Origin of the sequence: Leptospira johnsonii, assembly GCF_003112675.1 — a bacterium.
In the GTDB taxonomy this organism is placed as follows: domain Bacteria; phylum Spirochaetota; class Leptospiria; order Leptospirales; family Leptospiraceae; genus Leptospira_B; species Leptospira_B johnsonii.
The window spans coordinates 80544-96608 of record NZ_BFAY01000011.1 but is presented as its reverse complement, the minus strand read 5'-3'; the positions used below and the strand labels follow the sequence as shown (position 1 = coordinate 96608).

At 42.2% G+C, this 16065-nt stretch carries 15 protein-coding genes and 1 tRNA gene; 14 read left to right on the top strand and 2 right to left on the bottom strand.

Features of this window, described 5'->3' with window-relative positions; genetic code table 11:
* Positions 1 to 5 precede the first annotated feature (5 nt).
* The 4 genes from LPTSP_RS09255 to LPTSP_RS09240 are packed head-to-tail and all read left to right on the top strand — an operon-like array spanning position 6 to position 4393.
* On the top strand, positions 6 to 977 hold the full coding sequence (locus LPTSP_RS09255; protein ID WP_108928518.1) for a hypothetical protein: 972 nt from the start codon (positions 6 to 8) through the stop codon (positions 975 to 977).
* 12 nt (positions 978 to 989) lie between these two features.
* On the top strand, positions 990 to 2426 hold the full coding sequence (locus LPTSP_RS09250) for a sulfurtransferase (protein WP_108928517.1): 1437 nt from the start codon (positions 990 to 992) through the stop codon (positions 2424 to 2426).
* Positions 2414 to 3598 (top strand): multiheme c-type cytochrome, encoded by a 1185-nt coding sequence (locus tag LPTSP_RS09245; RefSeq protein ID WP_108928516.1) that lies wholly within the window; start codon positions 2414 to 2416, stop codon positions 3596 to 3598. The genes LPTSP_RS09250 and LPTSP_RS09245 overlap by 13 nt, the downstream gene beginning before the upstream one ends.
* A 39-nt stretch (positions 3599 to 3637) precedes the next feature.
* The gene (locus tag LPTSP_RS09240; protein ID WP_108928515.1) at positions 3638 to 4393 is read left to right on the top strand and encodes a hypothetical protein; all 756 of its coding nucleotides are present in this window, start codon (positions 3638 to 3640) and stop codon (positions 4391 to 4393) included.
* A gap of 4 nt (positions 4394 to 4397) precedes the next feature.
* Here LPTSP_RS09240 and LPTSP_RS09235 read toward each other — a convergent pair.
* Positions 4398 to 4481 (bottom strand) — tRNA-Leu (locus LPTSP_RS09235).
* 23 nt (positions 4482 to 4504) lie between these two features.
* Complete coding sequence (locus tag LPTSP_RS09230) at positions 4505 to 4909, bottom strand: PaaI family thioesterase (RefSeq protein ID WP_008595600.1); 405 nt, start codon at positions 4907 to 4909, stop codon at positions 4505 to 4507.
* Positions 4910 to 5020: 111 nt separating this feature from the next.
* Between LPTSP_RS09230 and LPTSP_RS09225 the strand changes: the two genes are divergently transcribed.
* From LPTSP_RS09225 to LPTSP_RS09180, 10 genes are all read left to right on the top strand, one after another.
* Complete coding sequence (locus LPTSP_RS09225; protein WP_108928514.1) at positions 5021 to 7030, top strand: hypothetical protein; 2010 nt, start codon at positions 5021 to 5023, stop codon at positions 7028 to 7030.
* A 95-nt stretch (positions 7031 to 7125) separates the two neighbouring features.
* Positions 7126 to 7689, top strand: coding sequence for a TetR/AcrR family transcriptional regulator (locus tag LPTSP_RS09220; protein ID WP_108928513.1), 564 nt, complete (start codon positions 7126 to 7128; stop codon positions 7687 to 7689).
* A 13-nt stretch (positions 7690 to 7702) separates the two neighbouring features.
* Positions 7703 to 8002 (top strand): YciI family protein, encoded by a 300-nt coding sequence (locus LPTSP_RS09215; RefSeq protein ID WP_108928512.1) that lies wholly within the window; start codon positions 7703 to 7705, stop codon positions 8000 to 8002.
* A gap of 115 nt (positions 8003 to 8117) precedes the next feature.
* Complete coding sequence (locus LPTSP_RS09210; protein ID WP_108928511.1) at positions 8118 to 8699, top strand: peroxiredoxin; 582 nt, start codon at positions 8118 to 8120, stop codon at positions 8697 to 8699.
* Between the two features lie 182 nt (positions 8700 to 8881).
* The gene (sufB, locus tag LPTSP_RS09205) at positions 8882 to 10294 is read left to right on the top strand and encodes a Fe-S cluster assembly protein SufB (protein ID WP_108928510.1); all 1413 of its coding nucleotides are present in this window, start codon (positions 8882 to 8884) and stop codon (positions 10292 to 10294) included.
* Between the two features lie 47 nt (positions 10295 to 10341).
* On the top strand, positions 10342 to 11232 hold the full coding sequence (locus tag LPTSP_RS09200) for a tetratricopeptide repeat protein (protein ID WP_108928509.1): 891 nt from the start codon (positions 10342 to 10344) through the stop codon (positions 11230 to 11232).
* The gene (rlmN, locus tag LPTSP_RS09195) at positions 11229 to 12302 is read left to right on the top strand and encodes a dual-specificity RNA methyltransferase RlmN (RefSeq protein ID WP_108929853.1); all 1074 of its coding nucleotides are present in this window, start codon (positions 11229 to 11231) and stop codon (positions 12300 to 12302) included. Before LPTSP_RS09200 ends, rlmN begins: the two co-directional genes overlap by 4 nt.
* A gap of 31 nt (positions 12303 to 12333) precedes the next feature.
* Positions 12334 to 12630 carry a Cys-rich protein gene (locus tag LPTSP_RS09190; RefSeq protein WP_108928508.1) on the top strand — a complete coding sequence of 99 codons (297 nt, stop codon included), beginning with the start codon at positions 12334 to 12336 and terminating at the stop codon, positions 12628 to 12630.
* A 40-nt stretch (positions 12631 to 12670) separates the two neighbouring features.
* Positions 12671 to 14404 (top strand): ArnT family glycosyltransferase, encoded by a 1734-nt coding sequence (locus LPTSP_RS09185; RefSeq protein WP_108928507.1) that lies wholly within the window; start codon positions 12671 to 12673, stop codon positions 14402 to 14404.
* Positions 14405 to 14583: 179 nt separating this feature from the next.
* Complete coding sequence (locus tag LPTSP_RS09180) at positions 14584 to 16020, top strand: M20/M25/M40 family metallo-hydrolase (RefSeq protein ID WP_108928506.1); 1437 nt, start codon at positions 14584 to 14586, stop codon at positions 16018 to 16020.
* Positions 16021 to 16065: the final 45 nt, after the last annotated feature.

Below are 16065 nucleotides of genomic sequence, written 5' to 3'. Positions count from 1 at the left end.
ATATAATGAAATATTTATTTAAGAAGGGAGTTTTTCTTCCCCTTCTATTTTTGGTTCAGCCGTTTTTTATCGGGGAATTATTTTCTCAGACGGTTTGGGCGCCTTATCAAAGACAATTATGGGTCCGGACTACCGCAGTGAATTCAGTATATGATTCAGCTTATGTAGGCAGATACCATACCACTTACGATGATGATGTTCGTATCAATGTAGGCGCTCTTGCTTTTGAATACGGGATCACGGATCGTTTGACTGTGGATCTGCAGACAGGTTTCGGTAAATTGGGAAGGACACAGTTGATTGACCGTTATTTCGGTACCTTAACTTCTCCGGAACAGCCTGATAAATACGGGATCATAGACTCTCGGGCAGGGTTACGTTATAAGGTTTTGGACGAGTATGATTTCGATTCTATTTGGGTTCCAACAGTCAGTGTAAGGATTGGTGGAATAAAGAAGGGAGACTACGATAGAAATCCACAGGCTCTCGGAGACGGAGCTAACGGTGCGGAAGTAAATATCTATTTAGGAAAAGACTTCAATATCTGGGGACTTGGTGCTCTTGGAGAATGGAGTTATCGCAGAAGGGAAAAACCTGTGCCCGACGATGTCCTGTATTACGGAGCATTGTACAAACGTTTCTTTGATTCATTTATCTTTATCGTAGGAAGTAGGGGACAGATCGGTCAGGGAGGATACGCGTTTGCAGATCCTAAAGGAACTCCTCCTCTAAACTTGATCCAAATAGATACACCTTCGATTGCACCGTTTGGGACGGATTGGTACAACTATTATCTGGAACACGAAAGACCTGCTTGGGGAAGGAAGGAAATATATCATAACCTTGAAGTGAGTTTAGGTTATACCGACAAGTATGGGAATTACTATAACTTCTTCTATTCTCATACCTATTCCGGGTATAACACCGCAATCTTAAGAACCTTCGGGTTCCTAATCAATTTTCCATTTAATTTATGATCGGAGGGGAATATGTTAAATTTTAATATTAGAAAATTAGGAATTCTTTCTATACTAATTTCGGTTTTCGCTTCTTGCGATGCGCCGGAATATATCACTCCGTATCAGAAGCTTGCTTTGGTGCAGCCAGTGCAGGTGTTCGAGACTTCACAACTTTTGTCGGTATCCAGCGATGATTATAATAGCAATACCTTTGGACTGATCACTGCATCCACTTTGGAATCTTGGAGATCGAATTGGGCAGCGAATCATCCCTCTGCGATCAGTGGGAGATTGATCATCTTTCAGATAAGTGGAGGAGCGCTTTCCGGTTCTTATGTAAGACCTGAGACAGGGGTAAGAGTGTATGGGATCACTGCAAGTTCTACCGATTATACTTTTTTCGGACAGACTAGGTTTAACGGGCTGATCGATACCGAGACCATCGTTCCGGAAGGAAAGAATATAGACGCGTTCTTGAAACGTTTTGGTGTGAATCCCGCAGCCGATTTGATCGTGCTTGCACAAGATATTCCTTCCGACGGAAACCTGATGCTTACGTTACGCTCTTGGTATACATTATATTATTGGGGAGTGGAAAAAACTCATCTTGCAGTTTTGAACGGAGCAGTTTCCACAAAGATAGGAGCTTCTCAACTTACTGGTGGGTCTTCCTACACTGTTCCTACAACTAGTGGAGCAGGTACTGTGGGAGCTTTATACAGAGATCATACCATCTTGCAGGCTACATTGGCGGACGTTTTTAATGCGGTCCAAGGTATCACGAGCCCAACTTTTGAAGGTTCTACTCCGGCGCCTGCAGGAGGAAGTTTCATTATGGATGCTAGGTCGTCTACGGAATATGACGGAACTGGAAGCACAGTGGGGCCTTCCAATCTTACCTGCGCGGACACTCCTAGTTGTTATACACCTTTCGAAGGACATGTGAAAGGAGCAAAAAATCTTCCGTTTGCGAACTTTATAAATGCGAACAAGGAGTTCCTCGCAAAATCGGATCTTCAAAATCTTCTCTCTACGAACGGATATTCGGAAGGACAGACGATCATCGCGTATTGCAGAACTAACGTAAGATCTTCCATCACTGGATTTGCTACTCTTGCGATCCTTGGATACCCTACCAGATTTTATGACGGTTCTTGGGTAGAATGGGGATCTCTTGCTTATGATTCCAACGGGGTTTGGTCCAATATAAGTGCGGTATCTGCTTGGAGAACGGATCGTTCTTCCGTAACTGAAGCAATTACGTATAACGTAGGAAAATCTGGAATAGACGCATCCAATATTTCTAATTTAGGAACTTATTTCACACCGGAACGCAGCTTTGCGAAAGGTACGAACGATATCATAGACCAGGATAAAAAATATCTTTCAGGCTCTGCTTCTTCCGGTGGCGGGGGAGGTGGTGGCGGTTCAGGAGGAGGTGGAGGAGGAAATCCTTGCGGAGGATAGGCCCCTCATTCTTCTTTGCTGCACTTTTTGCGGCGGCCTTCTTCTTAATATTTTGTAAAGAAGAAGGGTTTCACCAAAGGCATTGGGTATTCCCCCTCGAATCCCAAGGCTCGCTTACAGTAGATCCGAATCCGGCCTCTTGCGGGAGCTGCCATTTACAACAGTTCGGTTCCTGGAAGTCGACTCTTCACTCCCGGGCCGTTGGCCCGGGCTTTCTTTGGCAATTACCTCGGATCGGAAAACATGGATCCGAAAATTGTATGAACTGCCATAGCCCGAATCCGGAAACCAAAAATATATTACTCTCTCGTTTAGGTTGGGAAGAAGTTTCCGACTCTAGTTGGAAACCGGGCAGTGAGAACAACGGAGTCCAATGCGCAAGTTGTCATCTCCGAAAGGGAAAAGTATACGGGCCATTCCCAAAAGACGGGAACAAAGACAGAATATTCCAAAATTCGAATGTTCCTCACCAAGGTTTTATCCCTCAGAAAGAATTCGAAGAATCTGAATTTTGTAAAACCTGCCATCAATCTCCCGAAACTGCAAAACAGGTAAACGGAAAGTTCCTGATGGACACTTATGGGCAATGGAGAAGATCCGAATTCGCAAAATCAAATGTGCAATGCCAGAACTGTCATATGCCTGATAGAAAACACGAATGGAAAGGTATCTCAGATCCGGAAATGGTAAAACATGGAGTCCAAACTTCTTTACAGGTTATACCAAAAGAAGAGGGAGCGGAAATTATCTCCGAACTGAAAAACTCAGGAGTAGGGCATTTATTTCCCAGTTATTCCGTTCCAAAAATATACTTAGAAGTTTGGGCGGAGTCCATTACTGGAGAAAGAAAAAAGATCTCAGAAAGAACTCTAGGTTGGATGCTTGATCTTGAATTACAGAAAGAAATTTTCGATACAAGACTTTCTCCCGGAGAATCTACTCTTTTGCGCACCAGCGTATCCAAAGAGGAATTTTCCAGACTTGGAAAGGTAGAGTTCGTCGTTGTAGTAGATCCCAAAGAATATTATAAAAGAATGTTTCAGGACAATTGGAACTACAGAGACACTTTCCGAGAAGATACAAAACCTTGGGTTTTGCCGAATTTGAAAAAAGCGTTAGAAGAAGCGAACGCAGCAAAATATGAATTGGTTCGTTTGGAATGGAAAAAATAATTTCCGAATAAACGGACCTTCCTAATCATTATCCCGAGTATGGGCTCTTTATTAGAAGAACCGGAATTTCCAAAATTGATAAGCGCTTATAGAGAAGCTTTAAAAAGAAGATATTCCAAAGACAATCTTTCCAAGTATCCGAAGTTCTCCACAATATCGGAAGAGAAAGTGGATCTTTTGGTACGTTACTTTCTGGAACTGTTGTACCCTGAATATGAGGGCAGAAAAAGGTTAGACGGGGCATTTACGTCCTTGGCTGGATTTGTACATTCTCCGCCAAAAGTATTCGGGTTATTGGGTTCTTTGAGTATGGCAGTGTTCAAACTAGGCCGTCATTTAAAGTCCGCGTTCCAAGCAGGATTTGCAGCCTTACATTCTTATGTAACCGCTCATAGATTCGAAGAGATCATGTTCTCCAAAGCAAAGGAATTATTAAAAGAAGGGAAGGATCTCGAAAACAAATCCGTATTCAATCAGGTGCTTGCTTCCGTTTCAAAAAAAGAGGCGGATCAATTCAGAGAAGATATCTTAAAACTATTTTCCACACTTTCGGATAAGGAACTTCTTTCCAAGATCAAACAACTCATGGACGCAGTCGTTAAGACGATGAAGTCCAAAACAAAAACATACACTCAGGAAGAAGTGGAAGGTATCATGTTAGGTGCAGGAATTCTCACAAAAGGAGAAGAACTATTTGCAGGAATGACTAGAGAAGAAATGGATTTGATCTTGGAAGCGATTGATCAAGTGGAGAAGGATGCGTTTGAAGAAGCGATCGCCTCTGTAAGTAAATAACCCTTGCCGACGGTCGGAGTCGAACCGACACGGGGTTGCCCCCGCTGGATTTTGAATCCAGTGCGTCTACCAATTCCACCACATCGGCGGGTTTTATAATTCCGTATTGGATCAGGAATCGAGTTCGATGTATTTACCCTTACCGCGGGCAACAATCTTACCGATCTCGTTCTCTATTTCGGCTCTGTTTTCGATCACTTTTTTGTTCTTTTTAACGAACCAGCCACGTAAATGCAGAGGTTGATTTACTTGAGCAGGTTGTAAGAAACGGATCGTCAACTCGCCAGTTGTCGTTTTAAAATTCATCGCCTCATTGATTTTGGCCATGATTTCGTCCAAAATAGTGGCGATGATTCCGGGATGGATCACGTCTGGGGACCCTTGGAACTTTTCAGGAACCGTGTAGTCACCGTAAGCGGTTTTAGTGTCCTCATCAAAGGTGATCTTTAACTGAAGACCGTCCGGATTATCAGGACTAGACCCGAAGCTCAGGTTTTCCCGAACCGTTGATTTCATATATGTCAACTTATTACTTAACATTCATGGTGTCAATCGGAAAAAAGCTATTGGGTCCCGTTTAAGAACGACGTAATGTTCTGTCGAAAATACTAGGTAAGATTTTTTCCAATGACAGCCCTTCTTTTATTACTAGGACTTCTTTCTGCGGGAGCAGGAGCGTACACTTTATTCCGAGATCCGAATAGATCTTCCGGAAGTCCTGCGCCTTCTCCTGGAGGAGGAAGTGCGGGTGGAGGAGGCAGTCCAGGGTCGGGTAGCGGAGGTGCAGGAACTCCCGCTCCGGCTGATCGTGGAAAACTAGTCAATGTAGGAGACCAAAATTCTCCTCCTTCTTCATCATCTTCTCTACCGCAAAAAGGTGGAGGGCAATCGGAAGCGGAGAAGCCGGATCAAGAATGGAGTCCTCCTTCCGGAAGTGGTGAAAAGCCAAACTATCCGGGCTTAAAGAAGAAGGATAAATTACAACTTCCTCATACAACGGATGATATCATCCGGAATAACTCTCGTTATGCGCATCATAGAAGACCTCTTTTACATTCGGAAGCGTTAGTAGATAAAGAAAATTTATTAGGTGCGTTGGAGATCTTAAAGAGAACTAACGCTAGGATTCCTGATGCGGATATTAACGAGAAGATAGACAATAATATCCAAGCAATCGAAAACCATCTAAGTTCTCCTCCTGAAGAAGAGACTTATACTCCTGACGATCCGAATTATAGCGGAGCCCCAATTCCGATGGGAGATCTGGTCAAGGCGATCAAGGATATCAGCCAAGCATTAGGTGGCAGCCTCTCCCAAGGATTTGCAAACCCGATCCAGATCCAAGCTCCTCCCGGAACAGAAGCTCCAAAACTTCCCACGGAATTACCTCCTGGGCCGGTATCTTATCAAATTATTTCTTATGCTCCTTCTTCCGGGCCAATGCCTCCGCCACCACCTGGAGCGCCTATTTCTTATTCTGCGGGAGTTCCTTCACCTCCAGGAGGATTTCCTCCTGGTCCGGGCGGCGGTCCTCCTCCAGGCGGTGGGCCAGGTCCTGTTGGACCGGAAGACTTTGCTCCTTCGGAACCTTCTTCCAAACCGAAAGACCAAGAACATTTAGATCCGAGCGAGATGGATCTTCCGGAAGATACATTCTTCTCGGATGAATGGGATAAGTTTAAGGACCTTCCTCTTGTTGATAGAAGGACAGGTGAAGATCGTCGTTCCCAAGGAGAAAGAAGAGGCGGAGAAGGTTCTCGAAAAGATAGAAGGGGAGAAGACGATAGAAGAAAAGAAGATCTCTTCCAAGAGAGAGATGATTATCTTAAGAAGAAGGCGGAAGAAAAACGCCAGGAAAGAGAAGAGCAATCATTAGAAGAACCTTTACCTCAAGATTGGCCTAGACCTGAATATCCACTTTCAGATCAGATCCCAGGTTATGCGGCACCTGTTGTTCCTCAGATAGATCTTGTTCCGATCCGTTTACCTGATCCGGAAGATAAAGTTATCCGAGGAGAACCTGAAGGAACTCCGACGAGTTCTCCTTCACCGACTCCAAGTGGAGAAGCTGCTCCTTCTCTAGGTCCGATCGAATTACCTAAGATAGATCTTCCTGACCCTGTGGATGAAACAAAGCAGGAGGAATATAGACCTGAAATTCCTCCACTCGCGGGACCAGGTGCTCCTAGTTCTGCGCCTTCTCCTTCTCCAAGCGCGGAAGAAGCTCCTGAAATAGAAGTATTGGATGGAGGTCTGGAACCTTTAGACCAGGATAGGCCTGAAGGTCAAAGCGGAGGCGGGGACGACGAGCCTAAAATGATCCACGGTATTCTGGAGTTAAAACCTCCGGAAGTGGATGATGCTCCCTTCTTGACCTTGACCTACGATTTCGGAAAGATACCTCATTCTTTCAAACTTTCCAAGAATTACAGTATTATGGAATACTCATATTATAAGTATAAACCTATGCTGATCAAGGCCCAGGAATTCGCCCGCAGGAAAATGTTGAAGAACGCTTTGAACTATTATCGTGTGATCAAATCCCAGAATATCCCTCCTGAGCTCAGAAAGATGATCAATCGGAACATCAAGGACATCACAGAGTTCATGGAGAAATACTTAATGGCCAAAGGCTGAAAAACTTTTTCTAAAAATTTTATTTGACTAATTAGGACGGGTGTCCTATTGTTTTCAAAATTAGGACAATTGTCCTAATTTAAGAAGATGGACGAATGAAAGGCTTAGCTACGCGAGATCAAATTATCGAAGTGGCAGATAAACTTTTTTACGAGAAAGGTTTTGAAAGTACTTCGTTTGCGGATATTGCCGAAATTATAAAAATTTCCCGAGGCAATTTTTATCATCATTTCAAATCGAAGGATGAGATCTTGGATGCTGTTATCGAATATCGACTGACTAATACCAGGAATATGCTTAATAGCTGGGAGTCGGAAGTCGGTTCACCCAAAGATCGTATTCTAAGTTTTATTAATATTCTAATTATGAATATAGCTAAGATAAAGTTTTACGGATGTCCTGTCGGAACTCTTTGTACAGAACTCGCCAAATTGAATCATCCGGCTCAGACGAATGCGAATAAACTTTTTACTCTGTTTAGAGAATGGTTAAAGAAGCAGTTTCGCCTTGCCGGTCATTCTAAGAATGCTGACGAGTTTGCTATGTATATTTTGGGTATGAGTCAAGGAGTAGCTACTCTTGGGAGCGCTTTTCAAGATGAGAAGTATATCAGACAAGAAGTAGGCCGAATGACGAACTGGCTTGAAGGTTTAAAATAAAAAGGAAAAGTATATGTATATTGTATTACTAAAATTTGATTTTAATAAAAGTAAAGCTCCGCAGCTTATGGGTGCACACAACGAATGGATTAAGAACGGTTTTGAAGATGGTCATTTTATACTTGTGGGAAGTCTCAAGCCAGGACTTGGAGGAGCTATTCTTGTCCAAAATATATCGAGAGAAGATTTGGAAGAAAGAATATCAGCGGACCCGTTCGTAGCAGAAAATGTTGTGAAGGCTGAAATTTTAGAAGTAGAACCTTCAAAAGTTGTTCCGTCTTTAGAGTTCTTGGTGGGATCCTCAAAAACCTGAAATTCTGTCTGAAAATCGAGATTGGGTGAAATAATTGGTTTTTTAGAAAAAAAGAAAAACTGCTTTCCTTCCTGGCTGTCTAAATTTAGAATGATTCTAAATAGGAGAGAGCAAAATGCCTCAAGTTACTTCACTCGCACCGGACTTTAAAGCAGAAGCCGTCATCGGCCAGCAAATCAAGGAAATCAAACTTTCCGAATATAAAGGAAAGTGGGTTGTTCTATTCTTCTGGCCCCTCGACTTCACTTTCGTTTGTCCTACTGAGATCATCGAGTACGATGCAAAACTGGACGAATTCAAAAAAATCGGAGCGGAAGTTCTAGGAGTTTCCGTAGACAGCGCTTTTACTCACCTTGCATGGAAGAACACTCCTCGTAAACAAGGCGGATTGGGAGATATCAAGTATCCTCTAATCGCTGACATAACCAAGTCAATCGCAAGAGATTACGGAGTTCTTACTGAAGGCGGAGTTGCTCTAAGAGGGACCTTCGTGATCGATCCTGCCGGAGTGATCCGTCAGTCCACCATCAACGATCTTCCTGTAGGAAGAAACATAGACGAAGCGATCCGTCTAGTCAAAGCTTTCCAATACGTGGAAAAACACGGCGAAGTTTGCCCTGCAAACTGGGACGAAGGAAAGAAAACCATGAAAGCGGATCCAGAAAAGTCCAAAGAATACTTCTCTTCGGTAAACTAATCCCATTCTTACGGAAATCCGGTCCTAGGACCGGATTCTCCTTTCTGAATTTCTCCTGGTCCAAGCATCCATCCTTCTAAAACCTGGTTATATAGCCCTTATTCGGGCAAAACTCACCTTTCAGACCTTCGGAAAGGATTGCATCTTTCCTTTTAAAGTCTAAGATATGGGAGAAGAATATTATGGCACAAGCACTTGAGATCATTTCCGACGAAGATAGGTATTATCGTGCAGATAATTTTCCCAAAGGACTTACCCGCAAAGTGGTAGAGTCTATCTCCCATATTAAAAATGAGCCAAGCTGGCTAACTGAATTCCGTCTAGAAGCATTTAAGGTTTTTGAAAGTAAACCTATGCCTAGTTGGGGATTTTTTCCCAACTTCAAAGTGAATATAGACGAGTATGTACATTATATAGGCGCAAATCATAAAAAGAAAAAATCCTGGGACGAAGTGGATCCTGAAGTATTAAAAAGTTTTGAAAGACTTGGGATCCCTGAACACGAAAGAAAATACCTGGCTGGAATTGAGGCCATGGAAGATTCAGAAACTGTTTACGCTAACGTCAAAAAGGAACTTACCGACTTAGGAATTCTATTCTGCGATATCGATACTGCGATTCGCGAATATCCAGATATCGTTCGTAAATACATCGGGAGTGTAGTCTCTATTGGGGACAATAAATTCTCCGCATTGAACTCCGCGGTTTTTTCGGGCGGATCTTTCGCTTACGTCCCTAAGGGTGTTAAAACCCCTATGCCTTTACAGGCATATTTTAAAGTGACTGCAGCTTCTTCTGGGCAATATGAAAGAACTTTGTTGATCGCAGAAGATGGAGCAGAATTGGAATATTCGGAAGGATGTTCTTCTGTGCAAGACAAGGGCACAAATTTCCATACTGCTGTAGTAGAACTGATCGCTCATAAGAATTCCAAAATATTCTACACAACCATCCAGAACTGGAAAAAGAATATGTACAACTGGACCGTTAAGCGTGGCCTTTGTCATGAAGCTGCTCATATTACCTGGACGGATGTGAATATAGGCGCAAACACGATCAAGTATCCGGGCATCGTATTACAAGGGGATAATTCTACCGGCGATATTCTGTCCTTGGCTTTTGCCGGTTCCGGCCAGATCCAAGATACAGGAGCAAGGATCATTCACGTTGGTAAAAACACCCGCAGTAATATTCTGGCAAAAGGTGTTTCCTTGGATGGCGGGATCAACTCTTACAGAGGTCTTGTAAAATTTACAACTGGTTCTTCCAACGCATACAGCCACGTAAAATGCGACGGTCTGATGATGGACGATCGTTCCCAATCCCATGCGTATCCTTATAATGATGTAAGCGGGCAGAATGGAACCTTGAACTATGAGGCGACTGTTTCTCGTATTGACGAGGACCAACTCTTTTATCTTCAATCCAGAGGACTTTCGGAAGACGACGCAAAACTTCTGATCATCAACGGTTTTTGCGAGGGTGTAACTAAACATCTAAACGTAGAATATTCGGTAGAGATGACTAGGCTTATCAGAATGATCCTGGAAGACGGGAAAGTTATTTCCGAACATTCGGATTCTGTCGTTTCCTGACCGGAAAAAAGCTGGTATTCCTTTTAAAATCCGGTCATACAAATCGTATGCAGAGAATATTGGGTATTTTCCTAGTGGTGGGTTTGATCTTGGCGGGGATTCAGATCTTTTCTCCGGATGGGTCTGTTTCTTCTAACGAGCCGGAAAAATCGGACACACAAAAAGAAGAACCAAAACCGGAGACTTCTTTACAACTTTCCGCACTCTTTTCTGGGATAACCGATTTTATAAACCAGTTAGAAAAAGAATCCGCAAGTCGCAATAGCACTCCTGAAATTCTTTCAGACCAGGAATTGCAGGAACTTTTCCAACAAGGTTTAGATTCTTATAATGCGGCAGAGTATGAAAATTCTATCTCTCAATACGATCGTTATATTGCTGTGAATTCCAAAAATACTTCCGCATTCTATAATCGTGGTTTGGGTAAATATTATCTGAATAGATACGCCGAGGCCGAAACGGATTTTGATTCCGCATATTCTTTGGATCCTAAGAATCTGGATTCATTATATTACAGAGGTTTAAGTCGTTTCGGTTTGGAAAGAAAAGAAGAAGGTTTGGAAGACTTGAATCGGGCCATCGATTCCGGACTGATAAAATCATACGCTTTTGCGGAACGAGCTATCCAACTAGGTATATTAGGAAAAGCGAAAGAATCTTTGGCGGACGCTAAAAAAGCGGTACAATTGGATCCGGAATATCCTAGAGCGATCTTTGCCCTAGGTTTTGCCAATTATGCTTCCGGAAAATATAAGGATAGTATAGATTCTTATTCCAAAGTTTTGAAGATACTGCCGGACGATTCGATCTCTTACTTCAATCGAGGATTGGGTTATGCTGCCTTAAAAAGAAAGGCAGAGTCCTGTAAAGATTATAAAAAATCCTGGGATCTGGGATATACAAACGCAGAAAAAGAATATAAGGATTCTTGCAAGTGAACGAAACCCTTTCCAATTCTGAACTCCAGGAAAATGGAACCCGAAAAATACCGGTCAAGGGCCAAACCTTGGAAGAACTCACCCGGATCATTTCAGAACTGGGAGAAAAGCCATTTAGAGCGAAACAAATTTATAATGGATTGTACGTAAATCGTTACGAGTCCTGGGAAGAATTTTCCACGATCGGAAAAGACTTAAAGGAAAAATTAAAGGAGAAGTTTACCTTCTCCTCCATCAGCGTCGCGAAACATTTAAAATCGGTAGATGGGACCCAAAAATTCACATTCGAGTCCGCTCCAGGAAGTGGAAAAGAGTTCGAATCAGTTTGGATCCCTTCCGGTGACGGTGGAAGAAAAACAATCTGCATTTCTTCTCAAGTGGGTTGCACCTTAAATTGTAAATTCTGCGCCACAGCTAAATTGCCTTACCAAGGAAATTTAAAAGCGGGAGAGATCATAGACCAGATCCTTCAGGTGGAAAAGATAGTAGGCGATCGAGCCACGAACATAGTCTTCATGGGAATGGGCGAGCCTATGCATAATTACTTTAATGTAATGCGTGCAGCGGAACTTCTTCATGACCAGGAAGCTTTAGGTATGGGCGCAAAAAGGATCACAATCTCCACCTCAGGAGTAGTGAACGGTATTCGTAGATTTATAGAAAATAAAGAACCTTATAATCTTGCGATCTCGCTCAATCATCCGGATCCGAACGGAAGAAAAGAGATCATGGACATAGAGGAGAAGTTTTCGCTTCCCGAACTTTTAGACGCAGCCTTAGAATATACCAAAGTTCTAAAGCGTAGGATTACGTTCGAATATGTAATGATCCCCGGTGTGAACATGAGCGGAGAAGACGCTAAAAAATTAGTGAAGATCGCAAGAAGACTGGATTGTAAAATAAACGTAATCCCTTTGAACACCGAGTTTTACGGCTGGAGAAGGCCCACCGATCAGGAAATAGATGAGTTTTTACGTCATCTGGAACCTGCAGGAGTTCCTATTTTAAACAGACGGTCCCCCGGAAAAGACATCAATGGGGCCTGCGGAATGCTCGCCGCAAAAAGTTGACCTTAGATCCGTATCGAATAACCTAGCTGGAATGAGGCTGTCCCTTTTTTCGACCTTATTCTTATTTTCTTTTATTATGATCGGGCTCACCGATTGTAAGGATCCTTACCAACAAAAATGCCAAGAGATCTGCGGATTTTTCACCTCTTGCGTGGAGAAACAATTCGAATCTAAGGGACGGATGGAAGCTTCCCAAAAAAGTTTCATGCAGATCGAGTGTGAATCCGGATGTTTAAGAGAACAAGGATATGCAATGCCTTGTTACGAGTCCGAAAAAACATGTACCGGATTTACTCGTTGCCTCATGGAATCCGGGCTCATGGATTGAGATCATCGTTTTTCTATTAAGTTTGGAGTATTATAAAAATATGAATTTCGTTCAGGATGGGAAAAACGTTCCGCTTGTGAAATATTCTGTTTGGTTTCTTTTGGCAGTAGCTGTTCTGCCCTTGTTTTTGACATTTCCTTTGGATGTGATCGATATCGACTCTTCCCAGTACGCGGAGATCGGCAGGGAAATGACCGATAGCGGGAATTGGTTTTTTATCCGAGACAATGGCAGAAGATACCTAGACAAACCGATCCTTACATTTTGGAAGATCAGTTCTTCTTTTACTCTTTTCGGCCAGAACAATTACGCATTCCGTTTGCCTGCAATACTCATGACCTTACTCTCTCTCTGGGGAGTGTTTACGATCACCAAGTTATATTCAGGAAATATAAAACGTGCATGGATATCCGTATTCTTATACGCTTTGTCTCCCGGATTGTACGCGATGGTGGTGGATCCTAAGATAGACGTATATGTGACTCCTTATATCATTTTAGTATTCGCTTTTTATTATTTAGGAACAAAAAAGAATCCCGCCTATTATTACGCGATGTATCTTGCTATGGGACTCGGCTTTGTCACAAAAGGGCCGATCGCAGTAGTGATCCCCGGAATTGGGATTGGCGGAGACATTCTTTTTAGAAGGGACTGGAAAAGACTTCTCGGGATGAAATTATTCCCAGGAGGAATTTTGGCATTACTTCCTCCTTTCTTATGGTCTATTCCTTTGTATTTGGAATTCAATACTTACGGACCTTATTTCTTTCTTTGGGTCCAATCTTTTGGTCGTTTTTATATCAAGATGTACGACCAAAAATTCAATCCTCTATTCTTCTATTCCAACTTCTCTTGGGCGTTTGGTATATTTATATTACCTTTCTTTGTCTGGATTGGATCGAATTTTTATGGATTCTTAAAGGAGAAGGGCGGAAGTCTATTTTCTAATATTCGAAAAAATGAATGGAAGGATCAGGATTTTGTTCCGGCTTTCTGGTTATTCTTATTTTTGTTTCTGATCAGTTTTTCCAAATACCAATTGCCTCAATACATTTATTGGTGCCTTCCTGCTGGAGCGGTCGTCGGTTCGGGATTTTTACTGAGATTGATAGAAAGCCCGGAAGGATCTCTTTCTTTCGCAGGTAAAATTTTAGTTTATCTTACTAGCTTGGGATTCGTATTTGCAGGGATCTTATTCCCCATCTTGGTTTTAGATGTTCCTGTTTCCTATTATGTTTGGTTGGCTATTTATCTAGGAATTGCAGCGATCGTTCTATTGTATTTTAAAACGGAAGCTGTGCTTGGGACCTTAGTGGTATCCGTCTCCTTCTTCTTTACTTTAGTAAGTTTGTATGCTTATCCATTGCTTGTGTCTTACCAACCTTCGAAAGAAGTAGGGGAGATTATCCAAGAAGCGGAACCTGGAAAAGAAAAGTTTCTGATGTTCGGAGTGCCCGCTTCTAAAAGATCCTATGCATTTTATTCAAAACGTTTGACCAGGACCTTATTCGATCCTGAAGTTCTATTCGAAGCGCTGGAAAAGGACGGAGAAAGAATGATACTCATCTCTGAAAAGTATCTGCCTCATTTCGATGCGTTCACCGCGAATCGAGTGGATCTGGATATTTTTGCAGAATATGAAAGTTATAAGGTGGCCACTCCTGAGTTTGGTTTCTTTCTAAAATCCAAACGAGATTCTTTGACTACCAAGGTGTATTTAGGAAAGATCCGATTTAAACCCGGAAAAGAGACTGCAACGCCGAATTCTAAATAATTCTTTTTTTTAAATTTAAGAAAAAAAGTATAAGGGAAATTTTAGAAACCCACCGAATTCTTAAGTAGGCTTTGTTATGAGCCTGGTTTGGTTTTGGTCCCAGGGTCCTCCTGGGGCTACTTTTCCCTGTTTCTTCTAAATTTCTGGACGCTGAGTCGCTTATACTTTAGAAATGGCGAATGTTTGCTTCCCGCACATTTCTTCACCTTTGTTCTATCTTATTCCTTTTTCAATGTGTCACATCCCCCATTAAAAACACTCCTCTAAAAGAAGAGAGTCATATCCTATCTTGGGATAAGAGAGAATCAGAAGCGGTTAAAATTCTCACCGATCTGATCCGGATTAAATCGGTGAGAGGAAACGAAAAACGAGTCGCAGAATATATCCGATCTATTTTCGAAAAGGAAGGGATCAAAACTAAGCTTATCTCCGAGCCTGGCTTTCCGGATAGAGTGAATCTGATTGCAGAGTTGGAGCCAAGTGTTCCTAGTTCTGAAAAAGGTTTAATTTTAGGAAACCATTTGGATGTGGTAGAAGCGGATCCTAAGGAATGGACGGAAGATCCTTTTGCGGGGATTATCAAAGACGGTAGAATTCACGGGAGAGGAGCCTTGGATTGTAAGGGATTAATTGCGATGCAGATCATTTCTTTTCTGGAACTCAAAAGATCTGCGGTTCCACTTAAAAGAAAAATAATGTTCTTAAGTATGGCGGACGAAGAATCGGGCAGCGAAAGAGGCGCCAGGTTTTTACTCAGGGCTCATCCTGAATTATTCAAAGGTTACGGATATATGTTGAACGAGGGGAGTTTCGGGACGAGGGATGTCGCTATTCCAGGAAGTATCATCTTCAATATCCAATATGCAGAAAAAGGAAATCTTTGGTTGAATGTAAAGGCTAAAGGGGACCAGGGACATGGAAGCACTCCGAGTCAAAATTATCCAAGTCTTAGACTTTTGAAATTTTTGACAGAAGTTTTGGAATACGATAGTGAGATCCGTATTTCCGAGGAAACCCAAGGATTTTTTTATCAGTTGGGAACGATCAGTCGATTTCCTAATTCATTTATATTAAAAAATTCAAATATTCCAATCTTGAGAAGATTACTGTACGGGCCAATTCGTGCAAGTAGACAGCTCAGTGCGATCACTCGAAATACTAAGGCCGTTTCCGGTCTGAAAACGGAAGAAGGTAAAGGTCATAATGTACTTTCCTCCTTAGCGGAAGCGAAACTGGATGTGAGACTTCTTCCTGGATTTGAGCCTCTGGAATATTTGAAAGAGATCCAGAAGATCGCCGAAAAATATGAAGTAGAAGTGGAACCTGCATCCACAGTTTCTTCAGACAAATCTAAATTAGATTCTATTCTTTTTCAAACGGTTGCTTCTGTTGCGACTCGTAAAATCCCGGGAAGTGTGGCGGCACCTTTTATTTCTCCAGGTAAAACGGATAATGCTTACTTTCGTCAGATAGGTATGGAGTGTTATGGGTTAATTCCTGTTCTTCTGAACGAAAAAGAACTCACTATGCTTCATGCTAAGAACGAAAGTATTAGTCTGGAAAATTTGAAATTGGGAACACAGATCCTATTCGAGATACTACATCAAATGAACTGAGGGTCTTTTTGCTTGTCAAAGAACCTGGACCGGGTCCTTATGTTC